We start from the raw sequence: 15,329 nt of genomic DNA on the forward strand, positions 1-15,329 counted from the left end.
TTCAGGCCGGCCAGCTGGGTGGCGGTCAGGGTGGCCAGGGCGGCGATGGGCAGGGCGCCGGTCTGGGTCGAGGTCATGGCCCCCACCCTGGACGGCGCTCAGGGCGGCCAGCTGGGTGACCGACATCTGCGACAGCCCGGTGGTGGACAGGCCGGACACGCCGGCCCCCGACAGGGCGCGGACCTGGGTGGCCGACAGGATTCCCAACTGGGTCTGGTTCAGGGCGCCCAGCTGCGTTCCGGCCAGCCCGGCCACCTGGGTGGGGGTCAGCACCGCCAGGCCGGTGGTGGACAATCCGGCGAACTGGACGGAATCCAGCGCCGCCAGCTGGGCGGTGCCCAGGCTGCGCACCTGGGTGGCCGACAGCGCCGCCAGCTGGCCGGTGGCCAGCCCGGCCAGCTGCCCGCTGCCCAGGCCGGTGATCTGGGTGGTGGTGAGCCCCGCCATCTGGGTGTCGGACAGGCCGTCGATGCCGGTTTCGGACAGCGCCGCGATCTGGGTGGCCGACAGCGCCCGCAGCTGGGTGGTCGAAAGGCTGCCCGTCTGGGCCGCCGACAATCCGTCGATGGCCGAGGCGGCGATGGCGGCGATCTGGCCGGCGCCCAGCGCGCCCAGCTGGGTGGTGGCCAGGGCGCTCAGCTGCTCTTCCCGCAGGCCGGCGACCTGGGTGGTGGTCATGGCCCGGATGCGGGTTTCGCTGAACACTGCCATCTGGGTGGGCGACAGGCCGCCCACCGCGCCGGCCGACAGTGCCGCCATCTGGGTGGCGGTCATGCCGGCCAGGGTGGTGGTGGTGAGCGATTCCACCTGGGTGGCGGTGAAGCCGCTCAGCTGGGTGGTGGACAGCGCCCCCAGGTCGGTGGCGCTCAGGCCTTCCACCTGGGCGGCGGTCAGCGCCGCCACCTGGCTGGCACTCCAGGCGCGCAACTGGACGGTGGACAGCGATTCGATCTGGGTGGCGTTCAGGCCGGCGATGCCCGAGGCGGACAGCGCCGCCATCTGGGTGGCGCCGAAGGCGGCCAGCTGGGAGGTGGAAAGGTTGGCGACGGTGTCGCCGGCCAGTCCTTGCATCTGGGTGAGGGACAGGCCGGCCAGCTGGGTATTGGATAGACCGGCCAGCTGGCCGGCATCCAGGGCGGCCAGCTGCGAGGCATTCAGGCCGCGCAACTGGGTGACGGAAAGGGCGCCCAGGGTGGTGGCGCCCAGCCCGGCCACCTGATCCTGGCTGAGACCGGCGATCTGCCCGGCGGTCAGGACCCTGACCTGGGTGTCGCTCATGGCGGCGATCTGGGTGTTGGTCATCCCGGCCACCGTCACGGCGGACAGGGCGCCGACCTGGGTGGTGGAGAAGGCGCCCACCTGCTGGGTGGACAGGGATTCCATCTGGGTGGCGGTCAGGCCGCGCAACTGGACGGTGGACAGCAGCGTGATGTCGGCGGCCGACAATCCGTCCAGGCCGTCCTCGGACAGGGCGGCGACCTGGGTGGCCGACAGGGCGCGCAGTTGGGTGTTGGTCAGCGAGTCCAGCTGGGTGGCGTTGAGCCCAGCCAGGGCGGTGGTGGCCAGCGCCGCCACCTGGGTGACCGACAGGGCGGCCAGCTGCGCCGAAGTCAGCGCCTGGGTCTGGGTCTCGCTCAGCCCCCCCACCTGGGCGGCCGACAGCGCCCGGATGCGGGTCTCGCCCAGGGTGGCCATCTGGGTCTCGGTCAGGCCGCTCATGGCGGCGGCCGACAGCGCTCCCATCTGGGTGGCGGTCAGGCCGTCCAGGGTGGTGGTGGTCAGCGCGCCCATCTGGGTGGCGGTCAGGCCGGACAATTGCGTGGTGGACAGCACCGACAGCTCGGCCGAGGTCAGGCCCTCCACCTGTCCGGCCGACAGCCATCCCACCTGGGTGGGACTGAGCGCCCGCAACTGGACGGAGGACAGCAGGGCGATCTGGCCCTGGCTCAGGCCGCCGATACCGGCGGCGGACAGCGCCGCCATCTGGGTGCCGCTGAACTGGCCCACGTCCAGGTTGGCGATGGTGTCGCCGGCCAGGCCGCGCATCTGGGTGGTGGACAGCGCCGCCAGCTGGGTGGCGGTGAAGGCGGAAAGCTGGGTGGCGCCCAGCCCTGCCATCTGCTGCTGGCCCAGGGCGCGGATCTGGGTGACGGTCAGCGCCGCGATGGTCGAGGTTTCCAGCCCGCCCACCTGCTCGACCGCCAGGGCGGCGATCTGGGTGGTGGTGAACGCCGTCAGCTGGGACGGAGCCAGCCCGACGATGCCGGTGGTGGTGAGGCCGCTCAGGGCGGTGGTGGACAGCGAGGCCACCTGGGTGGTGGAGAGCGAGGCCAACTGGGCCGAATCCAGGCTGGCCACCTGGGTGGCGGTCATGCCGCGGACCTGGGACACCGACAGGAAGCCCAGTTCGTCGCTGTCCAGGCCGTCCAGGCCGTCCTCGGACAGGGCGCCGATCTGGGTCGCCGACAAGGCCCGCAGCTGGCTGGTGCCCAGCCCGCCGACCAGGGCGCTGGACAGGCCGGACAGCGCGGTCCGGCTCAGGCCGCTGACCTGGGTGGCCGACAGCAGGCCCAGCTGCGACGGCCCCAGCGCCTCCAACTGGGCGGCGTCCAGGCCGCCGACCTGGGTGGGGGTCAGCGCCGACAGCTGGGTCTGGTTCAGGCCGCCGACCTGGGTGGTGGTCAGGCTGGCCAGTTGGGCGGGAGTCAGACCGCGCAGCTGGGTGACGGACAGATCGCCGATATCGCCGGAATCCAGGTTGGCCAACTGCGAGGCGGACAGGCTGGCCAGCTGGGTCGGGGTCAAGGCCCCCAGCTGGGTGATGCTGAGCGCCGCCACCTGGGTCTCGGTCAGGCCGCCGATGCCGGTCACCGACAGGGCGGCGATGCTGGCGGCGTCCAGCCCCTGGATCTGGGTCTGGGTCATGGACCCCACCTGGGTGGCGGTCATGCCGCCCAGCTGGGTACGGGTCAGGGCCGACAGCACGGTCAGCGACAGGTTCGACACCTGATCGGGGCTGAGGCCGGCGATCTGGGTGGTGGACAGCACCCGGACCTGGGTGGCCGCCAGGGCGTCGATCTGGCTGCTGGACAGGCCGGTGACGCCGGTGGTGGACAGCGCGGCCAGCTGGGTGAAGCTCAGCATGCCGATCTGGGTGGTGGCCAGTTCGGCCAGGGTGGCGGCGCCCAGGCCGCGCATCTGGGTGGCGGTCAGGGCCGCCAGCCCGCTCCCGCTCAGGCCCTGGAGCTGTGTGCCGTTCAGCGCGCCCAGCTGCAGCGAGTTCAAGGACCGCACCTGGGTGATGGACAGTTCCGCCACCTGCTCGGCGCTCAGGCCCGACATCTGGGTCGGGGTCAGGCCGGCCACCTGGGTGGCGGTCATGGCGTCCATCTGGGTGACGGACAGCGCCGCCACCTGGGTCTCGCTCAGGGCGCGCAGGGTGGCGACGCCCAACGCCGCCACCTGCGACGGGGCCAGGGCCTCCAACTGGGCCGCCGACAGCAGCGCGACGTTGCCGGCGGTCAGCGCGCGGACCTGGGCGCTGCTCAGCGCCGCGATGGCTGTGGGCGACAGGGCGGCCACCGCGCTTTCGGACAGGGCGGAAATCTGGGTGATGGTCAGGGCGCGGACCTGGGCCGCCGGCAACTCGCCCAGCTGGGTGGCGGTCAGGCCGGCCAGCTGGGTCGGGCGCAGGGCGGCCAGATGGGTCTGCGTCAGGGCGGAAAGCTGTTCGGTGGCCAGCAGGCCGATCTGGGTGGCGGTCAGGCCGGTGACCTGGCTGGTGGACAGGCCGGCGAGGGAGGTGGCCGTCAGCCCCTGCAGCGCCTCGTCGGACAGCGCCGCCAGCTGGGTGTCCATCAACCCCTTCATCTGGGTGGTGGACAGCCGGCTGATCTGCTCCGAACTCATGGCGGCGATGACGGCGGCGCCCAGCCCGCCGATCTGGGTGGTGGACATGGCGGCCAACTGGGTGGCGCTCAGCGTGGCCATCCGGTCGGCGGACAGCCCCAGCAGTCCGGTGGTGGACAGGGCGCGGAACTGGCTGGCGTCCAGCGAGGCGAACATCTCGTCGCTCATCGCCCGGATGTGGCCGGCGGTGAGGCCGCCGATCTGGACGGTGGACAGCCGGTCCAGGGTGGTTTCGCTCAGCCGGGCCGCCTGTTCGATGCTCAGGCCGCCCAGTTGCAGCGAGGACAGCGCCGCCAGCCGGGAATCGGCCATGGTCTCGATGGTTTCGGACGGCAATCCCCTGATCTGGGTCGGAGTCAGGGCCCCCACCTGGGTGGTGGACAAGCCGTTGACCTGGGTCGGGGTGATCACCGAAAGCTGGGTCGGGGACAGGGCGCGGAGCTGGGTCAGGCTCAGGGCCGCCAGCTGGGCGGTGGACAGGATTTCGATCTGCTCGTTGGACAGGGCGGCGACCTGGGTGATGCCGAGGCCCGTCACCTGGGTGGCGCTGAGGCTGCCGATCTGGGTGGGACTGAGCGCCGCCACCTGGGCGGTGAGCAGGCCGCCCAGCTGGCTCTGGCTCAGGGCGCCCAGCTGGGTGGCGCTCAACTGCACCATCTGGAACTCGTTCAGGCCGCGCAGCGCCGTGGTGGTCAGGGCGGCCATCTGGGTGGTGCCCAGGGCCGCCAGTTGGGTCTCGTCCAACTCCGCCAGGGCGCGGGCGCCGAAGCCCTTCACCTGATACTGGCTGAGGGCCGCGATCTGCGACGCGTCCAGGGCGTGCAGCTGATCGGCGCCCAGCATGCCGATCTGGGCCGCCGACAGGGCGGCGAACTGGGTGGCCGACAGGGCCTGGAAATGGGTTTCGGCCAGGCCCGCCATGGCGGTCAGGGCCAGGGCGGCGATCTGGGCGCCGCTCAGGGCCTGCATCTGCCCGGCGGACAGATAGGATATCTCGGTGGCCGACAGCGCCTTGATCTGGCCGGCGCTGAACGCCGCCAGCTGGGTGGGGGTCAAGGCCTCCACCTGCTCCTGCGACAGCCAGGTGACGCCGGTGGTGGACAGTCCTCCCACCTGGGTGGCGGTCAGCCCGGCCAGTTCCCCGGTGGAGAAGGTGCTGAACTGGGTGGTGGTCAGGACGCCGACCTGGGCCGCCGACAGGCCGCCGATCTGGGTGGCGTCCAGGGATTCCACCGCGGCGGTGGACAGGCCGCGGATCTGGACGGTGCTGAACGCCGCCACCTGGGTGGCCGACAGCTGATCCACCTGGGTGGCGCCCAGGCCGCCCAGGCCGCGGGTGGTCAGGTGGGAGATCTGGGTGGTGGTCAGCGCCGCCAGTTGGGCGTCGGTCAGGCCGGCGACCTGCTTCGAAGTCATGGCCGCCAGCTGGGTCTGGCTCAGGACGGCCATCTGGGCCGGGTCGAGGGTGGCGATGGCCGAGGTGCTGAGGAACTGGAACTGCGAGGCGGTGATGGCCGCCAGCTGGGTGTCGGCCAGTCCGGCGATGTGGGTCTCGTTGAGGCCCAGGATGCCGAAGGCGCTGAGCGAGGCCATCTGCTCGCCGCTCAGGGCGGCGACCTGACCGGCGCTCAGGGCGCCGGTGGCGGTCTGGGTCAGGCCGCGCACCTGGGTGGTGCTGAGCGCCGCCACCTGGGAGGCGCTGAACGCCGTCACCTGGGTGGAGGACAGCGCCAGCATGCCGGTGACGGACAGGCCGCCCAGCTGGGCCAGGGTCAGCGCCGCCAGGGTCTCGCCCGGCAGGCCGCCCACCTGGGTGCCGTTGAGGGCGGTGATCTGGCTCGCCGCCAGTCCCGTCGCCTGGGTGGGGGTCAGCGCCCCGGTCTCGGTGACGGTCAGCCCCTTGACCTGGGCGGTGGTCAGCGCCGCCAGCTGGCTCGGGGCCAGGGCGCGGAACTGGGTCACCGTCATCTCGCCCAGGTCGGTGGCGGTCAGGCCCTTGATCTGCAGGGTGGACAGCGATTGGATGACGTCCACGCCGAAGGCGTCGAACTGGGCGTCGAGCAGCACCGAGAGCTGCTCGCCGCTGAACGCCACCTGGGAGGGCGTCAGGGCGCCGATCTGGGTCTCGGTCAGCCCCAGCATCTGGGTGGTGCTGAACACCGCCAGCTGGGTGCCGCTCAGTTCCTGGATCTGGGGAACGGTGAAGGCGGCGATCTGGAAGGTGCTGAGTTCGCGGATGTCGGACGCGGTCAGGTCCCGGATGGCCGCGCCGCTCAGTTGAGCGATCTGCGCCTCGTTCAGCGACGATATGGACGAGACCATGAGTGCTTCTCCGACCGGACCCTAGGTGATCGCGGTGACGCCAGACCTGATTTCGCGTGGCAACGCAAGAAACATGCCGAACCCTGCCCGTAACGGGAAGTGGGAGAATTCCTGGGGTTTCTTATAAGGAGGATTGGCAGGCCCGTCCCGGCAAAATTTGCCCAGGGCACAATTTGCCGGGCGGATATTGCCTCACTCGCCGGCGGCGGTGGGCTCGTCCTGCATGTGGCGGCGGATCAGCGGCATCTGGAACAGCATGAAGACGAAGGTCAGCGCCATGCTGCCCGGCACCTTCCACAGCACCCAGGTGTCCAGGCTGGCGACGCGGCGCACCACCTCGTTGAGCAGGGCCATGGCGATGAAGAACAGGCAGAAGCGCAGCGACAGCGCGCGCCAGCCGTCGTCGTCCAGGCGCAGCGCCTCGCCCAGCACCGCCTTGACGGTGGGCTTGCCCAGGGCCAGCCCGCCGCCCAGCACCACGGCGAACAGGCCGTAGACGATGGTCGGCTTCATCATGATGAAGGTTTCGTCGTTGAGCCACAGGGTCAGGCCGCCGAACACCCCCACCACGAAGGCGGTGACCAGCGGCATCAGGGCGACCTTGCGGGTGAAGGCGAAGGACAGCACCAGGGCCAAAGCCGTCGCCGCCATCAGCGCCGCGGTGGCGGGCAGCAGGCCCTTCAGCCAGTAAAGGCCGAGAAACACCGCCAGCGGACCGAAATCCACCGTGGGCTTCAGCCATTTGGGCGCCGGGGAGGTCATTCGACGGTGACGCTTTTCGCCAGGTTGCGGGGCTGGTCCACGTCGGTGCCCTTGGCCACGGCGACGTGATAGGCCAGCAATTGCACCGGGATGGCGTAGAGGATGGGGGCGACGACGGGGTCGACGGAGGGCAGAGCCAGGGAGGCGTGGACCTTGACCGACAGGCGGTCGATGCCTTCCCGGTCGGAGAAGAACACCACGCGGCCGCCGCGCGCCACCACCTCCTGGACGTTGCTGGCGGTCTTTTCATACAGCTCGTCGGTCGGGCAGATGACGATCACGGGGACCGAATCGTCGATCAGGGCGATGGGACCGTGCTTTAGCTCGCCGGCGGCATAGGCCTCGGCATGGATGTAGCTGATTTCCTTGAGCTTCAGCGCGCCTTCCAGCGCGATGGGATAGCCGGTGCCACGCCCGAGATAGAGCACGTCGCGGGCCTCGGCGATACCCTGGGCGATCACCCGGATGTCGTCGTCGCGGCGCAGCACCTCGGCGATGCGCGCCGGGATCTCGGAGAGCGAGCGGCAGACTTCCGCCTCCTGCTCACGCGACAGGGCGCCGGTGGCGCGGCCCATGCCGATGGCGAGGCAGGCCAGCACGGTCAGTTGGGTGGTGAAGGCCTTGGTCGAGGCCACGCCGATCTCGGGACCGGCCATGGTCAGCAGGGCGGCCTCGGATTCCCGCGCGATGGTGCTTTCCGGCACGTTGACCAGGGACAGGGTCTTCTGGCCGTGCTCGCGGCAATAGCGGAGCGCCGCCAGGGTGTCGGCGGTCTCGCCCGATTGCGAGATGAAGATGGCCAGTCCGTCCGCCTCCATGGGCGGGCGGCGGTAGCGGAATTCCGAGGCGATATCCACCTCGACCGGGAGGCGGGCCAGCGTCTCGATCCAGTACTTGGCTACCGAGGCGGCATAGAACGAGGTGCCGCAGGCGATGATCCGCACCCGCTTCACCGCGGCCAGATCGAAGGGCAGCTTGGGCAGGGTGATGGTGCGGTCGGCGGGGTTCAGCATGGTGTTCAGTGTGCCGCCCACCACTTCCGGCTGCTCGAAGATTTCCTTGAGCATGAAGTGGCGGTGCTCGCCCTTGCCGATCATGGCGCCGGAGAACTGGGTCTGGCGCACCTCGCGCGTCACCACCGCGCCGGCGCGGTCGCGGATCACCACGGATTCGGCGGTCAGCACCGCCCAGTCGCCGTCATTGAGATAGCTGATCCTCTGGGTCAGCGGCGCCAGGGCCAGGGCGTCCGAGCCGAGATACATCTCGCCCTTGCCATAGCCGATGGCCAGCGGCGATCCCTGGCGCGCCGCGATCATCATGTCGGGCCGCCCGGCGAAGATGATGCCGAGAGCGAAGGCGCCCTGCAGGCGCTGCAGCGCCCTGGCGGTGGCGTCCTCCGGGCTCATCCCCTGGCCCAGGTGGTGGTCGATCAGCTGGGCCACCGCCTCGGTGTCGGTGTCGCTTTCGAAGACGTGGCCCCGGGCGGAGAGTTCCGCCTTCAGTTCGTGGAAATTCTCGATGATGCCGTTGTGAACCACCGCCACCCGCCTGGTCGCGTGGGGGTGGGCGTTTCTTTCGTTGGGCACGCCGTGGGTGGCCCAGCGGGTGTGGCCGATGCCGATCAGCCCGCCGACCGGGGCGGTCTTCAGCAGGGTTTCCAGGTTGGCCAGCTTGCCCTCGGCGCGGCGGCGCTCGATCTCGCCGTCGACCAGGGTGGCGATGCCGGCCGAATCATAGCCGCGGTATTCCAGGCGGCGCAGGCCCTCCACCAGGAGAGGAGCCACTTCCACCTTGCCGATGATGCCGACGATACCGCACATGGGGTTCAGTCCTTTTTCGCTTTCTTGGCGGCCTGCTGGGCGCGGAAGCGCTCGGCCCAGCCCTTCAGTTCCATCTGCGAGCCGCGCGCCACCGCCAGCGCCCCCTCGGTCACCTCCTTGGTGATCACCGAGCCGGCGCCGACCACGGCGCCGTCGCCGATCTTCACCGGGGCGACCAGCGAGGTGTTGGAGCCGATGAAAGCCCCCGCGCCGATGTCGGTGAACGACTTGTTGAAGCCGTCGTAATTGCAGGTGATGGTGCCCGCCCCCACATTGGCGCCGGCCCCCACCCGGGCGTCGCCGATATAGGTCAGGTGGTTGACCTTGGCGCCGGCCTCGATGGTGGCCTTCTTGACCTCGACGAAATTGCCGATATGGGCGTTCGCGCCGATCTCGGCGCCGGGGCGTAGGCGGGCGAAGGGGCCGGCGAGGACGCCGTCCTCGATGGTGCAGCCCTCGAAATGGCAGAAGCCCTTGATCTCCACCTTGTCGCCGACGACGACGCCGGGGCCGAACACCACATGCGGCCAGACGGTGACGTCGCGGCCAATGCGTGTGTCCCACGACAGCCAAACGGTGGCGGGATCGATCAGGGTGGCGCCGCCTTCCATGGCGGCCTCGCGCAGGCGGGCCTGGATCAGGGATTCGGCCACCGCCAGCTCCGAGCGGGAATTGACGCCCAGCAGCTCGGCCGGGTCGCCCTCCACATGGGAGCAGGTGGCGCCGTCGGCGCGGGCCAGGGCGACGATGTCGGTCAGGTAGTACTCGCCCTTGGAGTTCCGGTTGTCGACCCGCTCGATCAGGCTCCACAGCCGGTTGCCGTCGATGGCCATCACGCCGGAATTGCACAGCGGGTTCTCGCGCTGCTCCGGGGTGGCGTCGCGGTATTCGACGATGGCCTTCAGCCCCTCGGCGCCCACCACCAGCCGGCCGTAATGGCCGGGGTCTTCCGGCTTGAAGCCCAGCACCACCACCGCCGGGTCGCGCGGGCCGCGCCGCTCGGCCAGCATGCGCTCCAGGGTGGCGCGGGTGATCAGCGGGGTATCGCCATACAGTACCAGCACGTCGCCGTCGAACTGCCCGAGCGCCGCCTTGGCCTGGAGAACGGCGTGGCCGGTGCCCAGGCGGTCGGCCTGGATCACCGTGGGATGGGGGGCGACGGTCTTGCTCACCACCTCCATGTCGGGGCCGACCACCACCACCATGCGGTCGGGGGACAGGCCCGAGACGGTGTCGAGCAGATGGCTCACCATGGGCCGCCCCGCCAGCGGATGCATCACCTTGGGCAGGGACGACTTCATGCGCGTCCCCATGCCGGCGGCAAGGACGATGACGGCGAGCTTGCTGGAAGCCATGATGCGGGCTGGACCCAATCTGTTGCGGTTGAGGCCGGAAGGTGCCACAAAAGGCCCGAGTGGGCCAAGTCAATCTTTGTTTCGGAAGGTTTCAATGGGCATGGGCTTGCGGGCGGTGTTGTTCGACCTGGACGGCACCCTGATTCATTCGCTTCCCGATCTGGTGGCGGCGGTCAACCGCCTGCTGGCGGCCGAGGGGCGCGGTCCTCTGGACGAGGGTGCGGTGATGTCCATGGTGGGCGACGGGGCGGGAACCCTGGTCAGCCGCGCCTTCATGGCCAGCGGCGGCATGCCCGGTCCCGACGTGGCGCCTTACCTCAAGCGTTTCCTGGCCGATTACGAACCGCGCTCGGCGGAAAGCACGGTGCCCTGGCCCGGCGTGCCCGAGACCCTGGCCGAGCTGAAGGCCGCCGGCCTGATGCTGGCGGTGTGTACCAACAAGCCCAGCCGCGCCACCGCCGAAATCCTGGCGGCGCTGGACCTGGAGCGCTGGTTCGATCTGGTGGTCGGCGCCGATGACGCGCCTTCCATCAAGCCCGACCCGGCCCATGTCACCTGCATCCTCGACCGCCTGGGGGTGCCGGCCGCTTCCGCCGTGATGGTGGGCGATTCTGCCAACGACATCCTGTCGGCCCGCCGCGCCGGGGTGAGGAGCGTGGCGCTGTCCTTCGGCTATTGCCACGGGCCGGTGGCCGAGCTTGGCGCCGACTGGATCGTCGACGACTTCCGCCAGCTTTCTTCGCTGTTGCTGGGGTAGCCCTCTTGCGTTGAAGATTGTTCGGGGCCATGCTCTCACCAGCCGATTTCTGGGGGCACCGTGGTCGAGGGTAAGGGTAAGTCGCCGCAGCGGCGGGTCGAGGAACTGACGCAGCAGGTGGAGCGTCTCTCGCTCTACCAGGCGGTGTTCGACAACGCCTTCGAGGGCATGTTCGCCACCGATTCCACCAATCGGATCATCGCCGTCAATCCGGCCTTCACCGCCATCACCGGCTATTCCGTCGATGAAGCCATCGGCAACGACCCCCATATGCTCAGCTCGGGGTTCCACGACCGCGCCTTCTACGAGGAGATGTGGCGCCAGATCTCCACCACCGGCCAATGGCTGGGCGAGATCATCGACCGGCACAAGGACGGGCGGCCGGTGCGCCTGATGCTGTCCATCACCACCCAGCGCGGCACCGAGGGGCAGGCGACCCGGCGCATCGCGGTGTTCCGCGACATCACCGAGGCGCGCGAGACGGCGGAACAGCTTTGGCAGCGCAACAATTTCGACCCGCTGACCGAACTGCCCAACCGCAACCTGTTTCTCGACCGCCTGCTGCAGGCCCTGGTCCTGGCCGGGCGCGAGGGGGCCAAGGCGGCCATGCTGTTCATCGGCCTGGACGGCTTCAAGAATATCAACGATTCCCTCGGCCACTGGATCGGCGACAAGGTGCTGCAGGAGGCGTCGCGGCGCTTCCAGACCTGCCTGCGCCAGGGCGACACGGCGGCGCGCTTCGGCGGCGACGAGTTCACCGTGGTGCTGTCCGGGGTCCGCGCCACCTCGGAGGTCGAGGGCGTGGTCCGCGCCGTGCTCGAGGCGCTGCAGGAACCCTTCGTGGTCGAGCACCACCACATCCTGATCTCGTGTTCCATCGGCGTCTGCCTGTGGCCGGGCGACGGCGAGGACGTGGAGGCGCTGATGCGCAACGCCACGGCGGCGCTGCAGCAGGCCAAGCAGGCCGGGCGCAACACCTTCCGCTTCTTCACCCCGGCCATGGACGCCCGCGCCCAGGCGCGCTCCAAGCTGGCCGACGAGCTGTCGGGCGCCCTGGCCCAGGGTGAATTCCATCTGGTGTTCCAGCCGCTGGTCGACGTGAAGACCGGCAAGGTGAACGCGGCCGAGGCGCTGCTGCGCTGGCACAACCGCTATCTCGGCGTGGTCAGTCCCGACCAGTTCGTGCCCCTGGCCGAGGAGATCGGCCTGATCCGTCCCATCGGCGAATGGCTGCTGACGGCGGCCTGCCGCGAGGCGCTGGTCTGGCAGGGCATGGGGCTGGGCGAGATCAACATCGCCGTCAACATCTCGCCCCGGCAGTTCCAGCAGGGCGACATCGTCGGCATCATCCGCCGCGCCCTGGACGACACCCGCCTGCCGCCCTGGCTGCTGACCATCGAGATCACCGAGGGCCTGCTGCTGTCCAACGGCGAGGAGATCCTGGCCAAGATGGAGGCCATCCGCGCCCTGGGCGTCAGCCTGTCGGTGGACGATTTCGGCACCGGCTATTCCTCGCTGTCCTATCTGAAGAGCTTCCCGGTGGACGTGCTGAAGATCGACCGCTCGTTCATCTCCGACATGGGGGTGAACGGTGACGACGCCACCATGGTCGAGGCGATCATCGCGCTCGGCCATTCCCTCCACCTGGAGGTGGTGGCCGAGGGAGTGGAGACCGAGGAGCAACTGGCTTTCATCGCGTCGCGGGGCTGCGACGTGGCCCAGGGTTATTTCTTCTCGCCGCCGCTTTCCGGCCCGCGCTTCCGCGAATTCGTGATCGACCGCCTGGGCCTGCCCGAGCCGGAGGGTATGCCCGGGGTGGCGCCCCACGGGGTCAGGGTGCTGTTCGCCGACGACATGGAACTGGTGCGCCTGGTGTTCCGCGACTTCCTCGACGGCACCGGCTGCATCGTCGACGAGGCCGCCGACGGGGCGGAGGCCATCGCCAAGGCCACCGCCATACGCCCCGATGGCGGCAACCGCCACCAGTTGGTGGTGCTCGACCTCTGCATGCCCGGGGTGGACGGCTTCGAGGCCGCCAAGGCCATCCGCCTGTTCGAGGCCAGCCACGGTCTGACCCCGGTTCCGCTGATCGCCCTGACCGTGGACGATTCCGACGCCAGCCGGGCGCGGGCGCGCGACGCCGGTTTCGATCGCTTCCTGTCCAAGCCCATCGCCCGCTCGGATCTGCTGGCCGCCATGGCCGAGATGCTGCCGCCCGCCGATATCGACGCTGCCCCGCTCGACGCGGGCTTGGCGGCGGGGATCAACATTCCCGCCGGCCTCGAGCATCTGCTGCCCGCCTTCATGGCCGAGATGCTGAAGGACCAGCAGATGCTGCGCGCCCTGGCCGAGGGCCGCGACCGCGGCGCCCTGGCCGACCACGCCCATGCCATGCGCGGCAAATGCGGCATGTTCGGGGAAGAGGTGCTTTATACCCTGCTGGGCGATCTGGAGGCCCTGGCCCCCCTGGGCGACGGCGGCGAAATCACCCGTCTGGTCGCCAAGGTCGTTGAACGGGTCGGCCGCCTGTAGCACCATGGGGCCCTATCCCCAGGCGGAATCACGATGAAGATCACCCAGTTCACCGACTTTTCCATCCGCCTGCTGATCTACCTGTCGCGCCATCGCGACCGGGTGGTGACGGTGCGCGAGGTGGCCGAGTACTACGCCATCTCCGCCGAGCATCTGAAGAAGATCGTCCGCTCCCTGGCCGAGCAGGGGCATATCCAGACGGTGCGGGGCAAGCATGGCGGCCTGCGCCTGGGCCGTGAGCCCGAGGCCATCGATCTGGGCCGGCTGTTCCGCCAGCAGGAGAACCTGGCCCTGCTGCCCTGTCACGAGCCCTGCGACACCTGCCCCATCGCCGAGTGCCGGCTGCGCTCCCTGGTCGATAACGCCCTGGCCGCCTTCCTGGCGGTGTTCGACGGCAAGACCCTGGCGGACGTGATTTAGGGGCGCTTTCCTGTCAAGCCCGTCTTCCGCAGGCCGTCTGTATTCTTGGCCGGCAACCGCTCAGGCGGGCAGGGAGAAGCTGAAGATCGCGCCTTCGCCCGGCACCGAATCCACCCAGATGCGGCCGCCGTGCCGCTCGACGATGCGCTTGCAGATGGCCAGCCCGACGCCGGTCCCCTCGAAGCGCTCGCGGGTATGCAGGCGCTGGAAGATGCGGAAGATGCGCTCGCGGTATTCCGGGGCGATGCCGATGCCGTTGTCGGCCACCGCCACCACCCATTGCCCCGGCTCCTGGCGGGCGGAAACCTCGATCACCAGGGGGCGGGACGGGTCGCGGTACTTGACGGCGTTGCCGATCAGGTTCTGGAGCACCTGCGCCATCTCGCCCCGTACGGCCGGAATGGCGGGCAGCGGGGCCGGACGCCCCACCTGGGCGCCACATTCCGCCAGGGTGGGAGAGAGGTTGGCGAGCACGCCGTCCAGCACCTCGTCCAGGGGGACGGGTTCCGGCGCTTCCTCCATGCGGCCGACGCGGGAGAATTCCAGCAGGTCGAGGACCAGGCGGTCCATACGCTGGGCGCCTTCCTTGGCGTAGGCGATGTATTCGGCGCCCTCGGCGCCGACCATCGGGCCGAAATGCCGCTCCAGCAGGCCCATATAGGCGCTGACCATGCGCAGCGGCTCGCGCAGGTCGTGGGACGCGATGAAGGCGAACTGTTCGAGGTCGGCATTGGAACGGGCCAGTTCCTCGGATTTGGCGGTCAGGGTCCGTTCCACCATGCGGGATTCGGTGATGTTCTCGATAATCGACCAGACGTAGCCCTCGCCGTCGCCGCCGGTGATCAGCACCCCGGACAGGCGGACGGGAATCCGCCGGCCGTCCTTGTGGATGTACTCCTTCTCGTAGGGACCGAAATGCCCCTCTCTCTCCAGGCTGTCCAGCAGGCGGACCGCATCCTCGGCGAAGCGGACCGGAGTGAGATCCCAATAGCTCAGGGCGCGCAGATCCTCCAGGCTGTAGCCGACCATGCCGAGAAAGGCCGGATTGGCCTCGAGAAAGGCGCCGTCCGGGGTGGTCCGCACCATGCCCAGCGGCGACATCTCGAACATGGCGCGCAGCTTCGCCTCGTTGGCATGGAGTTCCGCCTCCACCTGACGGCGGCGGGAGGAATCGTCGAGCAGGTCGCGCTCGGCCTGACGCCGGCGGGTTGTCTCGTCGCGCAGGCGGCCGATCACCGCCACCAGCACCGCCAGTTCGGCGGGCGCCACCACCAAGGGGGCGAAGAAGGCTCCCACCCAGACCACCGGCGGTACATGGCCGATCATCATCAGACTGACCGAGGCGGCGACCAGTTCGGCGACCACCACGGCGAACACGCTTCCGCCTACGAACAGGACGTTCAGCGGCATGGTCGCCAACCGTCGCACCATATTGTCCCGAAAGCGGTTTTC

At 69.6% G+C, this 15,329-nt stretch carries 8 protein-coding genes; 3 read left to right on the forward strand and 5 right to left on the reverse strand.

All coding sequences use genetic code 11. The annotated features are described in order from the left end of the window. From H261_RS25455 to glmU, 4 genes are all read right to left on the reverse strand, one after another. The coding region (locus H261_RS25455; RefSeq protein WP_008617987.1) for a beta strand repeat-containing protein at positions 1-6,231 on the reverse strand (6,231 nt) is incomplete at its 3' end. A gap of 192 nt (positions 6,232-6,423) precedes the next feature. Next, positions 6,424-6,993, reverse strand: coding sequence for a septation protein A (locus H261_RS12420; RefSeq protein ID WP_008617988.1), 570 nt, complete (start codon positions 6,991-6,993; stop codon positions 6,424-6,426). Then, positions 6,990-8,813, reverse strand: a complete 1,824-nt coding sequence (glmS, locus tag H261_RS12425) for a glutamine--fructose-6-phosphate transaminase (isomerizing) (RefSeq protein ID WP_008617989.1) — start codon at positions 8,811-8,813, stop codon at positions 6,990-6,992. The genes H261_RS12420 and glmS overlap by 4 nt, the downstream gene beginning before the upstream one ends. 5 nt (positions 8,814-8,818) lie before the next feature. After that, positions 8,819-10,168: a bifunctional UDP-N-acetylglucosamine diphosphorylase/glucosamine-1-phosphate N-acetyltransferase GlmU gene (gene glmU, locus H261_RS12430; RefSeq protein ID WP_008617991.1), complete on the reverse strand. Its 1,350-nt coding sequence runs from the start codon at positions 10,166-10,168 to the stop codon at positions 8,819-8,821. Positions 10,169-10,262: 94 nt separating this feature from the next. Here glmU and gph point away from each other — a divergent pair, with 94 nt between their 5' ends. The 3 genes from gph to H261_RS12445 are packed head-to-tail and all read left to right on the forward strand — an operon-like array spanning position 10,263 to position 13,877. After that, entirely contained in the window at positions 10,263-10,925 is a 663-nt protein-coding gene (gph, locus tag H261_RS12435; protein ID WP_008617992.1) for a phosphoglycolate phosphatase, read from the forward strand. A gap of 60 nt (positions 10,926-10,985) precedes the next feature. Then, on the forward strand, positions 10,986-13,457 hold the full coding sequence (locus tag H261_RS12440) for an EAL domain-containing protein (protein ID WP_235062920.1): 2,472 nt from the start codon (positions 10,986-10,988) through the stop codon (positions 13,455-13,457). Between the two features lie 33 nt (positions 13,458-13,490). Beyond that, positions 13,491-13,877, forward strand: a complete 387-nt coding sequence (locus H261_RS12445) for an RrF2 family transcriptional regulator (RefSeq protein ID WP_008617994.1) — start codon at positions 13,491-13,493, stop codon at positions 13,875-13,877. Between the two features lie 60 nt (positions 13,878-13,937). Here H261_RS12445 and H261_RS12450 read toward each other — a convergent pair whose 3' ends face one another. Continuing rightward, positions 13,938-15,287, reverse strand: a complete 1,350-nt coding sequence (locus tag H261_RS12450) for a sensor histidine kinase (RefSeq protein ID WP_235062921.1) — start codon at positions 15,285-15,287, stop codon at positions 13,938-13,940. Between the last annotated feature and the right edge of the window lie 42 nt (positions 15,288-15,329).

The organism is Paramagnetospirillum caucaseum (assembly GCF_000342045.1).
GTDB classification, from domain to species: Bacteria; Pseudomonadota; Alphaproteobacteria; order Rhodospirillales; family Magnetospirillaceae; genus Phaeospirillum; species Phaeospirillum caucaseum.

Excerpts from the sequence above, each read along its gene's own strand:
- gph (WP_008617992.1), top strand. The coding sequence starts at position 10,263 with ATGGGCATGGGCTTGCGGGCGGTGTTGTTCGACCTGGACGGCACCCTG.
- H261_RS12450 (WP_235062921.1), bottom strand. The coding sequence starts at position 15,287 with ATGCCGCTGAACGTCCTGTTCGTAGGCGGAAGCGTGTTCGCCGTGGTG.
- H261_RS12445 (WP_008617994.1), top strand. The coding sequence starts at position 13,491 with ATGAAGATCACCCAGTTCACCGACTTTTCCATCCGCCTGCTGATCTAC.
- glmU (WP_008617991.1), bottom strand. The coding sequence starts at position 10,168 with ATGGCTTCCAGCAAGCTCGCCGTCATCGTCCTTGCCGCCGGCATGGGG.
- H261_RS12420 (WP_008617988.1), bottom strand. The coding sequence starts at position 6,993 with ATGACCTCCCCGGCGCCCAAATGGCTGAAGCCCACGGTGGATTTCGGT.
- glmS (WP_008617989.1), bottom strand. The coding sequence starts at position 8,813 with ATGTGCGGTATCGTCGGCATCATCGGCAAGGTGGAAGTGGCTCCTCTC.